The organism is Marinitoga lauensis (assembly GCF_004135675.1).
GTDB lineage: Bacteria > Thermotogota > Thermotogae > Petrotogales > Petrotogaceae > Marinitoga > Marinitoga lauensis.
The window spans coordinates 91,443-109,795 of record NZ_QHLX01000006.1 but is presented as its reverse complement, the minus strand read 5'-3'; the positions used below and the strand labels follow the sequence as shown (position 1 = coordinate 109,795).

The 18,353-nt window shown below is 27.7% G+C and carries 12 protein-coding genes and 4 pseudogenes; 14 read left to right on the top strand and 2 right to left on the bottom strand.

All coding sequences use genetic code 11. The features are described 5' to 3' along the window. Nucleotides 1–35 precede the first annotated feature (35 nt). The 9 genes and pseudogenes from clpX to DJ007_RS11280 all read left to right on the top strand — a co-directional run bounded on the left by clpX (nt 36) and on the right by DJ007_RS11280 (nt 8,558). A complete protein-coding gene (gene clpX, locus DJ007_RS11325; protein WP_129409646.1) occupies nt 36–1,271 on the top strand; it encodes an ATP-dependent Clp protease ATP-binding subunit ClpX in 1,236 nt (411 codons plus the stop codon). Further along, nucleotides 1,271–2,273, top strand: a pseudogene (gene tsaD / locus DJ007_RS11320) (tRNA (adenosine(37)-N6)-threonylcarbamoyltransferase complex transferase subunit TsaD). The gene clpX and the pseudogene tsaD overlap by 1 nt, the downstream one beginning before the upstream one ends. After that, entirely contained in the window at nt 2,267–3,157 is an 891-nt protein-coding gene (locus DJ007_RS11315; RefSeq protein WP_129409644.1) for a tRNA dihydrouridine synthase, read from the top strand. The pseudogene tsaD and the gene DJ007_RS11315 overlap by 7 nt, the downstream one beginning before the upstream one ends. Nucleotides 3,158–3,173: 16 nt before the next feature. Then, nucleotides 3,174–3,935, top strand: coding sequence for a shikimate dehydrogenase family protein (locus tag DJ007_RS11310; RefSeq protein ID WP_240739554.1), 762 nt, complete (start codon nt 3,174–3,176; stop codon nt 3,933–3,935). Between the two features lie 32 nt (nt 3,936–3,967). Then, a pseudogene (gene aroC, locus DJ007_RS20465) lies at nt 3,968–5,079 on the top strand (chorismate synthase). Beyond that, nucleotides 5,027–5,566 (top strand): shikimate kinase, encoded by a 540-nt coding sequence (locus tag DJ007_RS11300; RefSeq protein WP_206076345.1) that lies wholly within the window; start codon nt 5,027–5,029, stop codon nt 5,564–5,566. Before aroC ends, DJ007_RS11300 begins: the two are co-directional and overlap by 53 nt. Beyond that, entirely contained in the window at nt 5,554–6,498 is a 945-nt protein-coding gene (locus tag DJ007_RS11295; protein ID WP_129409640.1) for a 3-dehydroquinate synthase family protein, read from the top strand. The genes DJ007_RS11300 and DJ007_RS11295 overlap by 13 nt, the downstream gene beginning before the upstream one ends. 225 nt (nt 6,499–6,723) lie before the next feature. Beyond that, nucleotides 6,724–7,875 (top strand): AAA family ATPase, encoded by a 1,152-nt coding sequence (locus DJ007_RS11290; protein WP_129409639.1) that lies wholly within the window; start codon nt 6,724–6,726, stop codon nt 7,873–7,875. A gap of 150 nt (nt 7,876–8,025) precedes the next feature. After that, nucleotides 8,026–8,558: pseudogene (locus tag DJ007_RS11280) on the top strand (RloB family protein). 54 nt (nt 8,559–8,612) lie between these two features. Here the strand turns inward: DJ007_RS11280 and DJ007_RS11275 are convergent. Next, nucleotides 8,613–10,571 (bottom strand): methyl-accepting chemotaxis protein, encoded by a 1,959-nt coding sequence (locus DJ007_RS11275; protein WP_129409636.1) that lies wholly within the window; start codon nt 10,569–10,571, stop codon nt 8,613–8,615. Between the two features lie 304 nt (nt 10,572–10,875). On the opposite strand from DJ007_RS11275, the gene aroQ reads away from it, so the two are divergent. The 5 genes and pseudogenes from aroQ (at nt 10,876) to DJ007_RS11255 (ending at nt 16,673) form a co-directional block, all read left to right on the top strand. Then, nucleotides 10,876–11,331, top strand: coding sequence for a type II 3-dehydroquinate dehydratase (gene aroQ, locus DJ007_RS11270; protein WP_129409635.1), 456 nt, complete (start codon nt 10,876–10,878; stop codon nt 11,329–11,331). Further along, nucleotides 11,309–12,885, top strand: a pseudogene (locus DJ007_RS20460) (DEAD/DEAH box helicase); the annotation flags it as partial. The gene aroQ and the pseudogene DJ007_RS20460, both read left to right, overlap by 23 nt. Nucleotides 12,886–12,900: 15 nt before the next feature. Then, nucleotides 12,901–13,326: an FKBP-type peptidyl-prolyl cis-trans isomerase gene (locus DJ007_RS20455; RefSeq protein WP_165974163.1), complete on the top strand. Its 426-nt coding sequence runs from the start codon at nt 12,901–12,903 to the stop codon at nt 13,324–13,326. 23 nt (nt 13,327–13,349) lie between these two features. Continuing rightward, on the top strand, nt 13,350–14,564 hold the full coding sequence (locus DJ007_RS11260; protein WP_129409634.1) for a peptidase U32 family protein: 1,215 nt from the start codon (nt 13,350–13,352) through the stop codon (nt 14,562–14,564). Between the two features lie 570 nt (nt 14,565–15,134). Beyond that, a complete protein-coding gene (locus DJ007_RS11255) occupies nt 15,135–16,673 on the top strand; it encodes an ATP-binding protein (RefSeq protein WP_129409633.1) in 1,539 nt (512 codons plus the stop codon). A gap of 74 nt (nt 16,674–16,747) precedes the next feature. Here DJ007_RS11255 and DJ007_RS11250 read toward each other — a convergent pair whose 3' ends face one another. Beyond that, a complete protein-coding gene (locus tag DJ007_RS11250; RefSeq protein ID WP_129409632.1) occupies nt 16,748–17,896 on the bottom strand; it encodes a hypothetical protein in 1,149 nt (382 codons plus the stop codon). Between the last annotated feature and the right edge of the window lie 457 nt (nt 17,897–18,353).

Genomic DNA, 18,353 nt, shown 5'->3' with positions numbered 1-18,353 from the left:
ATAAATTGAACTTATTAAAGTAGGAGGATTTAAATATGAAAGAAAAACATTGTTCGTTTTGTGGAAGACCTGCAAGTAAAGTAGGAACTCTAATAGCAGGACCAGGTGTATATATATGTAATGAATGTATAGATTTGTTTTCTGATTTAATAGAAGAAGAATATGCTAAAGAAGAACCAAAAAGCACTAAATTAAATGAAAATAAAAAATTACCAACTCCAGCTGAAATTAAGGCAGAGTTGGATAAATATGTTATAGGTCAGGAACATGCCAAAAAAACTATTTCAGTAGCAGTATATAATCATTATAAAAGGGTATTTTACGGAAATACTCATGATGATGTTGAAATAGAAAAATCTAATGTATTATTAATAGGTCCAACCGGTACAGGTAAAACATTGATGGCAAGAGTGTTAGCTAAAATATTAGGAGTACCTTTTGCAATAGCGGATGCAACTCCTTTAACGGAAGCTGGATATGTTGGTGAAGATGTTGAAAATATTATTTTGAGATTATTGCAGTCCGCTAACTTTGACCCTAAGAAGGCACAAATGGGTATTATATATATAGATGAAATTGATAAAATTACAAGAAAATCTCCAAATCCGTCAATTACAAGAGATGTATCAGGTGAAGGAGTTCAACAGGCATTACTTAAAATAGTTGAAGGAACTGTAGCAAATGTTCCACCTCAAGGCGGAAGGAAACACCCTTATCAGGAATTTATAAAAGTTGATACTTCTAATATCCTGTTTATTGCAGGTGGAGCATTTGACGGATTAGATGAAATAATAAAACAAAGAATTTTAACAACCACAATGGGTTTTGGTTCAGAAGTTAAAAGCAAGAATGATATGAAACTTGGAGAAATCTTAAAGCATGTAACTCAAGATGATTTAGTTCATTATGGATTAATTCCTGAATTTGTTGGAAGATTTCCAGTAGTGACAACATTAAATGATTTAAGCGCTGAAGATTTAGTGAAAATAATAAAAGAACCTAAAAATGCTATTTTAAAACAATACCAAAAAATGCTCGAATTAGATGGAATACAATTGGAATTTACAGATGATGCTTTATTAGAATTAGCAAAAGAAGCATTAAAACGTGGAACAGGAGCAAGGGCTTTAAAAAGTGTTTTCGAAGATGTTATGCTTGATATAATGTTTGAAGCTCCAAGTAAAAAAGGTATAGTTGAAAAGGTTATAATTGATAAAGATGTAGTAAAGGGAGAGAAAGAACCTATAATGATTGAACGGGAGAGTGCATAATGGAACCCATAATATTGTCAATAGAAACTTCCTGTGATGAAACAGCAGTTGCAATCCTGAAAGGTAAAACAGAAGTTCTTTCGCATCTTGTAGTTTCACAAATAGATATTCATAAGATTTTTGGTGGAGTTGTACCAGAAATTGCCGCAAGAAAACATCTCAATTATTTAAATAATTTAACAGAAAAAGCTTTTGAAGAAGCTCAAATAAAACCAGAAGAAATTTCTGCTGTTGCAGTTACATATGGCCCGGTTTAGTCGGGCTTTGCTTATTGGATTAAACTTTGCAAAAGGTCTGGCATTGAATTTAAATAAACCTTTAATAGGTGTAAATCATTTATATGGTCATATATATGCAAACTTTTTAGCTTTTCCGGATTTAAAACCACCATTTTTAGTTCTCTTAGTATCAGGTGGACATACCATGATTTTACATGCAAAAGATTATTTGCATTTTGAAATAGTTGGTCAAACAATGGATGATGCTGCTGGTGAAGCTTTTGATAAAGTAGCAAGAATGCTTAATCTTGGATATCCTGGTGGCCCAAAAATTGATGAATTGGCCCAAAAAGGAGAACCTATATACGAATTCCCTAAGCCATTGTATCATAAAGGTTATGATTTTAGTTTCAGTGGTTTAAAAACTGCTTTGTTATACTTTACGAAAGAGAATAATAATTATAAAATTGAAGATGTTGCAGCATCATTTCAAAAAGCATTAATAGATACGTTGGTTCATAAAACAATAAAAGCTTCAAAAGACTTAAAAGTTAACGATATTATTATAGCCGGTGGTGTTGCAGCAAATTCTTATTTAAGAAAGAAAATTAACGAAGAAAAATCCAAAAATAAAAAATTAAATATATATTTTCCGCCATTAAACCTTTGTACAGATAATGCTTTAATGATAGCAAGAGCTGCATATGAAAAATATATCAGAAATCAATTTGCAGATTTAAATCTTGATGCAGTTCCAAATTTGGGGTTGAAAGATATATGCTAAAAGGGAAAATAGGTTTAGCTCCAATGGCTGATTATACTGACTATGCATATAGGGAACTATGTAGAAATTATGGAGCAGATTTTACATTTACTGAAATGATAAGTATAGAAGCATTGATAAGAGATAAAAAAGAAAGTTTTAATATGTTACCAAAAGAAAATGAAAGAAATATAGGAATACAGTTATTTGGTTCAAATATTGAAAGTTTTATTAAAGCAGGTCAAATGGTTCAAAATTATGGTGATTGGATTGATATAAATGCAGGATGTCCGGTAAAAAAGGTAATAAAAAAAGGTGCAGGATCTGCTTTACTGAAGGATTTAGATAAATTAGGAAAGATAATAAAAGAATTAAAAAATAATGTAGATATTCCTGTAGGAGTAAAGGTTAGATTGGGATTTGATGAAGATATAGCAGAAAAAATCGTTGAAACTGTTCAAAAAAATAATGCTGATTATGTAATCGTTCATGCAAGAACACAAAAACAATTATATTCTGGACAGGCTAATTGGAAAAGATTTAAAGATTTAAGTAAATTATGTGACATTCCTCTTGGTGCAAGTGGAGATATATACTCTTATAATGATGCAAAAATATTAATGGAAGAGTATGGTGCTGATTTTGTGGTAATTGCGAGAGGTAGTATTGGAAACCCATGGATTTTTTCTGATAAAAAGCCTGATATAGAAGAATTAAAAGAGGTTATATTAAAACACTCTAAGATGATGATAAATGATTATGGAGAAGAAAAAGCAATAAGAAGATTTAAGAAGATTTTTATAGGTTATACAAAAGGTTTGAAAAATGCAAGAGAGTTAAGAAAACAGGTGGCATACATCAATACATATGACGATTTAATAAATGTAGTTAAAGGAATAGAATAAAGGTGGGATAAAAATTTTGCGTTTTGGAATAATACAATATCCAGCAAAACTAAGTTTATCAGAAAAGATATTTAATGAGTATTTTAAAGAAATAAATATAAATGCCATTTACGAAGGGATTAATATAAATCCAGAGGATTTTGATTTAAAAATAAAAAATATTCTGGATAATTATTTTGGCTTAAATATTACAGTTCCTTTTAAAGAACGGGTTTTTAAATATTTAAGCGCTGCAACAGACAGCGCTATATTTTTGTCTGCTATTAATACAATTCATAAAGGAATAGGATATAACACAGATTGGATTGGTTTTTATAATTCGATAAAAAATGAAGATTTAAATGGGAAAATAATGGTTTTTGGAGCAGGTGGTGCTGCCAGAGCAATTTTGTATGGTTTATATAAATTGGGTATTGATAAAGTGGTTTTGATAAATAGAACATATGATAGAGCTATTAAATTGAAGAATTTATTTGATAAAAAAATGGATATTAAAGTTTTAGATTTTGATAAGCTAAATGAAGAAATAAAAGATACAAATGTTTTTATAAATACTACATCAATAGGGATGTTTGGAGAAAAAATACCTTTAAGATTAAGTAATAATATTAATCTGGTATATGATGTAGTATATTATGCCACTCCTTTGCAAAATGAAGCGAAGGAAAAGGGGATTAAATTTATAAATGGAAAAATGATGTGGTATTATCAAGCAATAGAAAATTTGAAAATATGGAATATATATGATGAAAGAATTTTTAATAAAATAAAGTTATGAAAATGAAATGATTAAAATTAAAAAATAATTTTATGAAAAAATATTTCTTTTATTTCAGTAAAAAGGGGTGGTTTTATGAATTTCTTTATTTCGGGGATTCTCATGGTTTATATATGGTGGGAACATTAATGAATTTACCAGCAGGTTTAAAGATAAATATTGATGAAATAAACAAGGATCTGGAAAGGCGACAAAAAGGATATGGTCGTGGGCAAAGAATGAAAATTGAGAAAGATGAAATAAATATTGTTTCAGGTATATGGAAAGATTATACAATAGGAGCACCTTTAACCTTTTTAATCAAAAATAGAGGTGCAAATACAGAAAAAGATATTAGAAGTGTTCCAAGGCCTGGTCATGGGGATTATAGTTCATATATGAAATATAAATTACCAGATTTAAATATATATACAGAAAGAAATAGTGCCAGATGGACAGTGGTTTTAACAGCTTTAGGTTCAATTGCAAAGCAATTTTTAAATGAATTAAATATTGAAATACATGGATATGTAAAAACAATAGGAAAGATGAAAATAAATAATGGCGAAATAACAGAAGAAGTAAAAAAATATATTGATGAAGCAAAAAAAAGGGCGATACTTTAGGTGGTTCTATAAAAGTGATTGCAAAAAACGTTATACCCGGAATAGGTGGTTATTCTTCTATTTTTGAAAGAATAGACTCGAAAATAGGAAAACTTTTTATGGCAATTCCTTCTGTGAAAGGCGTTATCATTGGTAATGAGGATTTTTCATTAACAGGAAAACAATATCATGATGAGTTTATAATAGAAAATAATGAAATAAAAAGAAAATCCAATAATGCTGGAGGTATAGAAGCGGGATTGACCAATGGTGAAAATATAGAAATAACAGTGTATTTAAAGCCAATTCCAACATTGGGAAGTCCTTTGAATTCAATAGATTTAAAAACTTTTAAAGAAAATTCAGCTCCTTATATAAGATCAGATGTTACAGTAATTCCTTCGAGTTTGGTTATCTTTGAAAATGCTCTGGCTTTAATATTAATGGAAAGCATTATAGAAAGATTTGGAAATGATAATATGAGCGAATTGAAAAGGAGGTACCATAGTGCCAATATATTTAATTGGAATGATGGGTTCGGGGAAAACCACGATAGGTAAATTATTAAGTGAAGTGTTAAATAAGGAATATATAGATTTTGATACAGAAATAGAGAAATTAGAAGGAAAAACAATAAATAGAATATTTTCAGAATATGGAGAAGAATATTTTAGAAATATTGAAAGTAAGGTTCTTTTTAATACAGAAAACAAAGATGCAATTATATCAACTGGTGGAGGAGTAATATTAAAAGAAAAAAATAGGAAATTACTTAAAAAACATAATACGTTTTTTTTATATGCCTCAGTTGATGAATTAATAAAAAGAGTAGAAACGGAAAATAGACCGTTATTAAAAGAAGGTAAGGAAGAGTTATATAAAATATGGCATAATAGAAAGGTTTTATATGAGGAATTTAAAAAGATAGATTTATCAGAATTAACTCCATATGAAGCAACAGCGAAATTATTGTATGAAATATGCGAAGCTAAAGAAGAAATAATAGAAAATGATTTTCAAAATATCATAATAAAATTAAAGGATTAAACGATTTAAAAAATAAAAAATATATATTTACCTCTAAAAGCATAAATAGAATATATAATGAAAAATTTTCCAATCCTTATGTTTTAGAGGATGGAGAAATAATAAAAAATTTTGACAATGTCAAAAGAATATACTCTTATTTAATAGAAAATAATGTAAATAGAAAAGATACAATATATGGTGTTGGTGGTGGAACGGTTACGGATTTAATAGGTTTTATTGGAACTACCTTTAAAAGAGGTATTAAATTCGAATTTTATCCAACAACATTATTAGCCCAGGTTGATGCAGCAATTGGCGGGAAAAATGCTATAGACTATGAAGGAATAAAAAATATAATAGGAACATTTAATATTCCTGATAATGTAATAATCGATCCTCTTACTGTTATATCCCAAAAAGATGAAAATTATCGTGAGGGAATAATAGAAGCTTTTAAAGTTGCAATTATTGACGGAAACATATCCTTGTTTTTGGACAATATTGAAAAATTAAAGAAAAGAAATTTGGGAACTATTATAGATATTATAAAATATTCAGTAAGAGTAAAGTTGAATATTGTTTCAAAAGATCCATTTGATGATAATTTAAGACGATTGTTAAATTTAGGGCATACTTTAGGTCATGCATTTGAAAGTTTTACAGGAACATCTCATGGATTATCAGTTGGCTGGGGAATAAAAAAAGAAATAGAATTGTTTGGTAAAAATATAGATTTGAAATCCAAAAAGTTAATAATTGAATTTTTAGAGAATATTATCCCTGAGGAAATTTTAAATAAAGACGTTGATATGGATAAATTAAAGAAATATATTGTTCAGGACAAAAAAATCAATTCCAACAATAAAATCGATATTCCTATAATTGAAAAAATCGGCAAGGTCGATTTAAAAAGTTTTGATAGCAAAGACGTTGTTTCTTTATTTACGTAAAATTATTTATAGTCTTAAAAATCTTATCATCAAAAAAGCATCTGTAAAAATAGCAGGTGCTTTTTTATTAATTTATTTTTTTGACTAATGAGACATTATAAATAAGTTTTTAGTATTTTAATATATAAATATGTTGTTTTTTTTCAAATTTGACATTTAAAATATTATATTGTATAATTTTAGCATATGAATGGTGAAATATCCTGCGAATTGTGAGGTGTTATTATGTTGATAGATTTTAATTTTTATAATTTTAAATCATTTGCAGATGAAACAGAGTTTTCAATGATTGCAGATGATAAAGAAGCAAAAAATAGTTTTAATGCTGAAAAGTTTAAATTATTAAAAACAGCGGCAATTTATGGCCCTAATGCCGGTGGAAAAAGTAATGTATTTAAAGCTTTTAAGTTCTATATAGACCTTATTTTAAAATCTGCTAAATTTGAACCAACTTTTGAAATTCCTGATGAACGTTTTAAGTTGAATAAAAGATTTTTAAATGAGCCTACTATTTTTGAATGTAGATTTATAATAGACAATGTTTATTATAGATATGGTTTTTCAATAAAAGAAGGAATAATTGAAAGTGAATGGCTTTATTACAGGCCAAAAGGTCGTGAAGCAAGGATTTTTGAAAGGGATGGACAAAAATTTACAAGAGGAAGATTTAATGAAGGAAAAGGTGTTGAAGAAAAAACAAAAGAAAATACGCTTTTTCTTTCATCTTTGGCCCAATGGAATAGCCAAACTGCAATTAAAATAATGAAATTTTTTCAAAATGTGAACTTTATATCCACAGACTTTCCTCTATTAATTGCATTAGATTTTATTGAAAAAGGAATTATTAATAAGGAAGAATTTTTAAATATGTTGAAAAATGCAGATATGGGAATAAGCGATTTTAAAACTAAAAAAATAGAAATAAAAATAGGTGAAGAAGTTCCATTAAGTATAAATGATATGGGAATTATTTCGACAAAAAATAAAAAGATTTATTCAAATAAAATTATAACTTATCATCCGTTTTTTGATGAAAATAATAATTTTTTAGAAAATATTGAATTTGATTTCTTGAAAGAAGAATCCGAGGGAACTAAAAAGTATTTTGGGATTTTAGGCCCAATATTGGCAACTTTAAAAAATGGTTCTATATTATTTATAGATGAACTTGATACACGTATTCACCCTTTGCTATTAAAAACAATTATAGAACTTTTCCATTCGGAAAAAAACAAGAAAAATGCTCAATTAATTTTTACAACGCATAATACACTTATTTTAAATTCTGAGTTATTTAGCAGAGATCAGATATGGTTTGTAAGTAAAGATAAATATGGGAAATCTGAATTATATTCGCTTTTGGAAATAAAGGGGTAAGAAAGAACGCTAATTTTGAAAAGGAATATTTAAAAGGTAAATATGGAGCAATACCGTATTTGAGGAAAATTTTAAAAGGATTTGATATAGAATGAGTCGAAAGAATCATTTTAATAAAAAGAGAAGTAAAAGAAAAAAGATATAAGAGCTATGAAACCTTCAATATTAATAGTGTGCGAAGGAGAAAAAACAGAAAAGTATTATTTCGAAGCGTTTGAAGTTCCAAATGCACAAGTTAAAGGGAAGGAAGAGGAGCAAATGTTTTATTGGATGCAGCCAAAAAATATTTTAAAGAAAATGATTATGATCAGATATGGTTTGTTTTTGATAAAGATGAAGTAAAAGATCAAGATTTTAACAATACTATAAATAAACTTGAAAAAAATGGTTATAAAGCTATTTATTCTAATCCATGCTTTGAATTATGGTATTTGCTACATTATGATTTTTATCAAGCATCTTTGAGTAAAGAACATTGTTTAAAAAAATTGAAGGAAAAAATTCCTGAATATGAAAAAAATAGTGAAGATATGTATAATAAACTAAAAGATAAAATGGAAATAGCTATAGATAATGCTAAAAAACTTGAAGAGTTGAAAAAAGATATAAAAAGTTTTTCTAAAAAGAATCCATACACAAATGTTTATAAACTGGTAGAGGAATTAAAAAAATACGAAAGGTAATGTTTGTAATATCTAAGAATAGCGTTAAAAAATATAGGTGCCTATTGGTGGCACCTATATTTTGAATTTTTTAATATTTTCTTTTAATAGTTCAGAGTGTTTTTTCAATTCTTCGGCGATATTATATAATCTGCTAATATCATTTTTCTGACTTTCCACGGATTTTGTCATCTTATTAATTTCTTCAACTATTTCCATAACATTTTTCATGCTCTTATCCATAGCAGCGGCCATTTCTTCTGTTGATGCGCTTTGCTCCTCTGAACTTGAAGTTAAACTTTCTATTTTTGTATTTATTAAATCTATTTTTTCTGAAATAACTTTAAAGTTTTCATTTATTTCTTTAGTAGCATTATCGATATTATTTATTGTATTTACTGTATCAATAGTTACATCATTTACTTCTTTAACACCGGATTGAACGTGAGAAAGTATCTCGGCAATATTTTCTGTTGCTTTTTTAGATTCTTCTGCAAGTTTTCTAATTTCATCTGCAACTACTGCAAAACCTTTTCCTGCTTCTCCTGCTCTTGCTGCTTCTATTGCCGCATTTAAAGCCAATAAATTTGTTTGTTCAGTTATAGTATTTATTGTTTCAACTATTTCACCAATATTATTTGCAAGAGATATTAATTCTTCCACTTTATTTTCAGTTATTTTTGATTTTTTTACAGCATTTTTTACAACTTCAGAAATTTCCTGTAAGCTTTTAGTACCATTATTTGCTTCTTCTATTGTTTCGGCTGTAATTGAAGATAGTTCCTGAGCGCTATTTGAAACAACCTGTGCGGATGAGGCTATTTCTTCAACTCCAGAATTTATTTCTTCCATCATCGAGGCGACTTCATTAATACTATTTTCTATTTTGACATTGTTCTCATATATTATTTCTGAACTTTTTACATTCTCTTCCGTTACCTTCAATAAGGTTTCTGAAGATTTATCTAAATCATACCCAGTATTTATAACGGCTTTTAACATATTTTTGAAATTGTCCACCATTTTTCTTAATCTATTAAATATTTGATGGATTTCATCTTTTCCAGAGCTTAAGATTTCTATGGTTAGATCACCTTCGGAAATTTTTTCAATATTATTTTCAAGAACCTTAATTCTTTTTACCAATATTTTGGTAATAATATATGCAAAAATAATAATCAAAGTTGCCATTATGAGTATTGTTATAAAAATGGTTTTAGTAGTATGATTAATGAAGTTGTTAAACTTTTCATAATTTTCAACAATACTTAAAAAACCAACAATGTTCCCATCAGCTTCTTTTAATGGATAAATAAGAAATGCTATACCTTTTTCTTTTGAGTCATATACTAAATATTCGTTATTTTTTAATTCATTAATAAATTCTTCTATTTTGTTTTCAGGCAATAAATATTCATTATTGGTGCTGGAATATAATCCTTTTTTAGTATAAACAAGAATATCAGCAGAGAACATATCTTTGAAAGATTGCATAGATTCTTCTGAAAAAGGAATACCTGTTTGCATAACTCCTATTACTTTTGAGCCGTCTTTTATTGGAACAAAAGCTCTGAGTCCAAAACCACTTGAACCATAATCGAATCCCCAATTTTCTTTTCCGTTTAAAGCTAATTTGACACCGGTTATGTTGCTTTTATTATCGCCAAATTTGCCCGGATGATGTCCTCTATAAAATACGTGTCCAGTTGCGTCTTCTATTTCCAATACTTTTAAACCAGTAACTTTTAAAACATTAAAACGGGAAATTAGAATTTCCTTGATTTTTTCTCTATCGGAATTTTTCAACGCATTTATTATTTCAGGACTTTTGGCGTTTTCTTCCGCGATCTTTTTTAAATTTTCAAAATTTATATTAAATACCTCTTTTATAGAGTCCTTAGCTACTAAGTATCTATGATTTAGTTCAAATGTGGTTCGTTTATTATTTTCAAATCTTATAAATAAAGATAGAAATAATATTGGTAGCAATCCGATAATAATAAAATAAATAAGATATTTGTACAGTAACTTCACAATATCCCTCCTTTTTACTTTTGGTATTCAAAATACATATATATGTATTATACAATTTTATTCAACTTTTGTCAAGTGTTTGTAAAATTAACGAAAAGAAATATTTAAAAATAAAATTTTTTGATTTTTAAAAATGATATACATATAATAACTCATTAACAGAACTTCAGAGAAATATTATATTTTATGAGATATAAACTTTTATGATATAATAATAAAAAAGCAAAAAGTATTTTGCAGTAACAATATTGGAAAGGTTGAGTTAAGAAAGTAAAATATAAAATAAATTATGGGGAATTATGATATGATATTAATAGTTAATGGTCCTAACCTTAATATGTTAGGGAAACGTCCAGAAAATATTTATGGAAGCTTTACTTATAATGATTTACTTAAAAAAATTGAGAACTGGTCATTAAAAAATGGAATACCAGTGGAGGTTTTTCAGTCAAATGTTGAAGGGAAAATTATAAATAGACTTCAAAAAGAAGATTATAAAGGGCTAATAATAAATGCAGGAGCTTATACACATTATAGTTATGCAATAAGGGATGCTTTAGAAATTTTAAAATTGCCGAAAATTGAATTGCATATTTCTAATATATATAAGAGAGAAGATTTTAGAAAAAAAAGTGTAATAGCCCCTGTATGTGATGGACAGATTACAGGGTTAGGACTCGATGGGTATATATTGGCATTAGAATACCTGAAAAATTTATTATGGAAAGAGGTAGAAGATGGTAAAATTAGAAAAGTTTAGAGAATTAGGTTTATCAGAAAGTACGTTAAAAGCTTTAAAAAAGAAGGGATTTGAAGAACCAACCCCAATTCAAGAAAAGGTTATTCCTTTATTATTAGCACAGGATGTTGATGTTATTGGACAGGCTCAAACAGGAACAGGTAAGACTGCTGCATTTGGATTACCTTTGATAGAAAAGCTAAAACCTTCTAAAAAGGTAAAAGCAATAATATTAACTCCAACGAGAGAATTAGCCGTTCAGGTAGCAGAAGAAATTAATTCTTTGAAAGGAAGCAATAAACTCGTTGTATTTCCAATCTATGGGGCCAATCAATAGAGAATCAAATTAGTAGATTAAGAAAAGGCGTGGATATTGTTGTAGGTACTCCCGGCAGGGTACTTGATCATATAAAAAGAAGGACATTAGATCTAAGTCATGTTAGATATTTTATCTTGGATGAAGCTGATGAAATGCTTGATATGGGATTTATTGATGATGTTGAAGATATTTTGTCAAATGCTCCAGAAAACAGGCAAATATTATTGTTTTCAGCAACCATGCCATCAAAGATTATATCATTAGCAAAGAAACATATGAAAAATTATAAAATTATTTCTGTAAAGCCTGAACAATTAACCACAGAATTAACAGAACAAATATATTTTGAAGTATCAGAACAGGACAAATTCGAAGCTTTATGTAGAATAATCGACATTGAACCAGAATTTTACGGACTAGTATTTTGTAGAACTAAAGTAGATGTTGATACAGTATCTAATAGGCTAATAGATAGAGGATATAATGCAGAAGCTTTACATGGGGATTTATCTCAATATCAAAGAGAAAGAATCCTAAGAAAGTTTAAATCAAAAAGAGCTAATATATTGGTTGCCACAGATGTTGCAGCAAGAGGTATAGATATAAATGATTTAACCCATGTTATTAATTATTCATTACCTCAAAATCCAGAATCATACGTTCACAGAATAGGAAGAACTGGAAGAGCAGGTAAAGAAGGAACAGCTATAACATTTGTAACTCCAGAAGAATATAGAAAATTATTATTTATAAAAAGAATTTCAAAAAGCAATATAAAGAAAATGCCTATACCAAAAGTTAAAGATGTAATAGAAACTAAGAAATTAAGAATTAAAAGTGAAATTAACAGTATTTTAGAACATGGAACATATGAGAACTATATGTCATTAGCAAAGGAAATGTTAGAAGATCATGACCCTCAAGAAGTAATGGCAGCAGTTTTAAAATATGCATTCCAGGATGAACTTGATGAAAGAAATTATAGAGAGATAAAAGAGGTTTCCTCTGTAGATAAAAAAGGAAAAACAAGACTATTTGTTGCTTTAGGTAGAGATGATGATTTAACTATAGAAAAGTTAAAAAATATGATTAAAGAATATACAAACATACAGAATATTTATTTAAAAGATGTTAGAATATTAGACAAATTTTCATTCATGACTGTGCCATTTGAAGAAGCGGAAATAATTTTACAGGCATTTAAAAAGAAAAAGAGAGGCAGAAAGCCTATAATATCAAAAGCAAAAGAAAAAAGAGAAAGGCGGACTAATATGAAAGTACAAAAAGGAAGTGTAGTGAAATTACATTATAAAGGAACATTAAATGATGGAAGTGTATTCGATACTTCAGAAGGAAGAGAACCGTTAGAATTTACTGCAGGTGCAGGGCAGGTAATTCCTGGTTTTGATAAAGCTGTAATGGATATGGAAATAGGAGAAAAGAAAACATTTACTATTCCTGCAGAAGAAGCATATGGTGAATATTCAGAAGAAAAGGTATTTGAATTACCAAGGCAAAGTTTTCCACCAAATATTGATGAAGCTTTAGGTCAAACAGTTCAATTAGGAGATCAATCAGGAAACGTATTTCTCGCTAAAATATTAGAAGTTACAGATGAAACAGTAAAAATGGATACCAATCATCCATTAGCTGGAAAAGATTTAACATTTGAAATTGAAATTGTAGAAATTAATTAAAATTTTATGTAGGAGGAAAGACAATGAAAAAGGTTGAATTGCTTTCCCCAGCTGGTAATATGGAAAAATTAAAAATGGTTTTCCGCTATGGTGCTGATGCAGCTTACCTTGGCGGAAAATTTTTCAATTTAAGGGCATTAGCGGGGAATTTTTCAAATGAAGAAATCATTGAAGCGGTTAATTATGCACATTCTTTAGGGAAAAAGATTTATGTAACATTAAATATAATAGCTCATAATCATGAAATAGAAAAAGTAGCAGATTATGCAAAATTTTTGGAGTCTGCCGGGGTTGATGCAGTAATTGTTGCTGATTTGGGTGTGTTTAAAGTAGTTAGGGATAATACAAATTTAGAAATTAATGTAAGTACTCAGGCAAGTAATACTAATTGGATGAGTGTAAAAGTATGGAAAGAAATGGGGGCTAAAAGAATAATACTGGCCCGCGAACTTTCTTTAAAAGAAATTAAAGAAATTAGAGAAAAGGTTCCAGATGTTGAATTGGAAGTGTTTATACACGGTGCAATGTGCATGTCTATTTCTGGAAGATGTTTGTTGAGTAATTATTTAACAGGTAGAGATGCAAATAGAGGTGCATGTGCTCAACCGTGTAGATGGAAGTATCATCTTGTAGAAGAAAATAGACCTGGAGAATATTATCCAATATATGAAGATGAAAGAGGAACATTTATAATGAATTCGCGTGATTTGTGTACAATAGAATTTATTGATAGGATTTTAGATACAGGTGTAGATAGTTTAAAGATTGAAGGAAGAATGAAAGGAATATATTATGGTGCAATGGTTACAAAGGTATACAGAGAAGCAATAGATAGATATTATGAAGGCAATTTCAAATATGATCCTAAATGGATGGGATTTTTAAATTCTGTAAGTAATAGAAAATATACCAGAGGATTTTATTTTGGAAATCCAGGACCAGAAGGACAAAATTATGACTCTTCCTCATATAATAAAACACATGAAATTGTTGCAAAGGTTATAGGGAAATCAAAGGATAATAAAAGCGTTTTAGAAATAAGAAGTAAAGTATCTACAGGTGAAGAAGTGGAAATTATAAAACCTTTAGGTGATCCAATAAAGGTTGTAATGCCAGAAATGATTAAAATGAGAAAAGGTCAGGAAGAAGGTATAATAGAAACAGCAAATCCAAATGTAATTGTTAAAGTGTATCTGGATTTAGAAGAAATGGATATATTAAGAAAGAAAATAAAATAGCCTAAAATGAGGCGAAAGCCTATGCTTCACTTCAACCCTTTCGCAAAGCGAAACTCTTCGCTATGTGAAAAGTCAGACTGCCGGCAAAATAAAATAAGAAAAATAATATGAGCGAATCCTTGAAAATTCCCGAAAAAATGTGAATGGAACCGGTCAATTTTGCACGGATGCAAAATTGAGCGAAACCGAACAAGGATGTGAGTTTGAGCGACCGGTGGGAATGAACATTTTTGAGGAATAAGAATTTTCACTGGATGAGCGAATATTATTTGATTATTTTATTTTGTACTTTGTCTACAAACTGACTCTTCGCTTTGAGAAGAGTTTATAAAAAATATTTTAATAATAAAATTCTTTAAACCTTAAACTTTTCGCTCCGCGAAATGTTTGGGATTTGCTCATATTAATTTTGATTATTTTATTTTATCAACGGGTTAACTCTTCACTATGTGAAGGGTTTTTGAAATAAAAATTTTTATTATAAAATCTAATCAAAAACCTTTCGCGAAGCGATGTGTTTTTGCGAAGCAAAAAGTTCTGGTATAATTATAGCAGAAAGGGGTGGAATCGATGAAAAAATTACCAATAGGGGTGCAGGATTATAAAAAGATAATAGAAGGAAATTATGTATATGTAGATAAAACGAAATATATATATGACCTGATAAATTCAGAAGTGCCGATATTTTTATCTCGTCCAAGGAGATTTGGAAAGAGCTTAACAGTATCAACATTGTATTATATATTTAAAGGAGAAAAAGAGTTATTCAAAGATACTTATATATATGACAAATGGGAATTTAAAGAATATCCAATAATAAAACTGGATATGTCTGATAATAATTTGAGCTCATATGAAGAATTTATTAAATCATTATATGATAAAATTAATGAATTATATAAAGAGCAGAAAATAGAACCGACAACAGATGATTTACCAACAATGTTTGGAAACTTAATAACTGGATTAAGCAAAAAATATAAAGAAAGAGTGGTAATATTAATAGATGAATATGAAGCGCCAATATTAGAACATTTAAACAATAAAGAAGAAGCTGAAAAAGTAAGAAGATTTCTAAGGGAGTTTTATAAAAAAATAAAAACAAAAGATGAATACATAAAATTTGTGTTTTTAACTGGAATAACGAAATTCACAAAAACAGGAGTATTCTCTGCATTAAATAATTTAAACGATATATCGTTGGATGTGGATTATTCACAAATGTTAGGATATACACAGGAAGAATTGGAAACGTATTTTAGCGACCATATAGAACAAACATCAAAAAAACTGGGAATAAGTGAAGAAGAATTATTAAAAGGATTAAAAGAATATTATAATGGATTTTCATTTGATGGAGAACATTATGTATATAATCCATTCTCAATATTAAATTTCTTTCAAAAAAAGAAGTTTAAAAATTACTGGTTTGAAAGTGGATCACCATCATTCTTATACGAATATATAAAAAACAGAAAGATAACCTATGAAGACTTAGTAAAAGACACAGTAAGTGCAATGGATTTCTCAACAAGAGAAATAGAAGATGCAAATGCAAACATATTCTTCACACAGGCAGGATATTTAACCTTTAAAGGAATAAAAAAATTGGGATTAAAAGAAAAATACATACTTGACTATCCAAACATAGAAGTAAAAAGTAGTTTCTCAAGATTGATATTAGAAGCAAACTATGGATTAAAAGGATTAGATGAAGCAGAAAATATAATATATGAAAAAATATACAACAATGATATAGAAGGATTAATAGAAGAAATAAAAAAAGTAATAAGTGCAATACCGTATAACCTACATCAAAAAGAAGAAAGATATTATCACTCATTAATATTTGCAATACTGGCAATAGCCGGATTAAATGTAAGAGCAGAAGAAATGACAAATCTTGGAAGAAGTGATGTAGTATTGGAATTCGATGAAAGAGTATATATATTTGAAGCAAAATTAGATAAAAGTGCAGAAGAGGCAATAAATCAGATAAAAGAGAGGAAATACTATGAAAAATACAGAGGAAAAGAAATATATCTCATAGGAATAAACATAAATTCTAAAAAAAGAAATATTGTGGATTATATAATAGAGAATTTATAAAATTTATACTCTCATATATTTAAGAAAGAGAATAAAATAAGCCACAGCAAACGCTGTGGCTTATTTGTTGAATATTATTGAATTATATTTTCGATAATATTTTTTAAATTATTGAATTGTTCGGCAAAAGAAGGAGTTATAATATTCCATATTAAATTTTTTTCATTTAAAACAACTTTTGTAAAATAAATTAATTTATTTTTAGGAGAGATAATCATAATAGTCTGGGGTAATAATATTTTCATTTTTTGATGAATTTCGTTAAATTCAGTTTCCATATTAATAGGAATAATTTTTATATTAACATAAGTATTTCTGATATTGTTCAAGGTGTCAATATAATCATTATTACAACAATTTTTTTCATAAAGATATATATATTGGATTTTTATATTTTTTGCATTAAGTTCATTTAAATATGAAAGAATATTTTTCATATCCTCATTAAAAACACCTGAAATAATAATATTCCATTTTTTTTCTACAAATTCTATTTTTTTATTGGAATATATAATATATTCGGGAATATAACTGTTAACAAGAGGGTTAACTATATTTTCATTTGTTTTTTCAAAAATTAAATTATTTCCATCAGGGGTTATACTTGTGATTACATAGTTTTGCTCATTAATCTGGAAATATTTATTAAAAATCTCATAGCTTTCGAAAATACCATCATTATTTAGATCAATACCAGCAATAATATCATTAAGATCAAAAATCCCATCAGAATTTATTTCGGAGACAAAAATTCTATAATTTTTTCCATTTAAATTTAGTAACCCTTCTTTTCTCGTAATCCCAAAATATCCCCATTTATTATTACATTTCTTTATTATGATATAATAATTTTTATAATTATCGTTTGAAGAAATAAATAATTTTGAAAGGATCACAGGAGTATCTTTTTCATATTTTATAACTGTATTGGATGAATAATCATCTGTAAAATTTTTATTTTTATTACTATCAACGATAGCTATTTCCCTTCCGTTTAATCTTCCAAATATAACATTATAATATGAATTAGCAATATAAATTTTTCCGAATTTTATATTTTCAAATGATGGATAAACCAATAATTCTGAAGAATTATTATGTAATTCTATAGGTATAAATAGCGTTTGCATCATACCAGGGATAGTATTTTCCAAGGAAATGGAAAAAGAAGCATATATAAATATAGGGATAAATAAAAAAATCAAAAAAATAAAATTTTTCATATTTTTTCACCTCCATTTAATCGCTACAGCTAACATTTTTATAACAATATGCACCACTTCCAGCAGGGTGACAATCAATAGTGCCAGATACTTCGCCGTAACCATCAAAACTTTTGCTGGAACTACATTTCATGAAATCCCTCCTTTTTTTAGATATGGTTTAAAAGGTTAAAATTTTGTATTTATGATATAATTAATATGTTTTAATTTATATCATAATAAATATAACATTTATCACATGGTTTTCAAATTTATCGATTTGGCAAAGATGTATTTCATAATGATTTGAAAAAAGAATATTGTATGGGTAGATATTTTTATTGGTTTTTAACATAATTAAGTTTAATAATCTTTTTTAAAAAAAGGATAAAAAGTAAATTCTTTTATTTTAATTAATTTATCAAATTAAAAATTTTTAACAACCGTCAATTTTTAAAATTGGATTATTTTTTAGTAA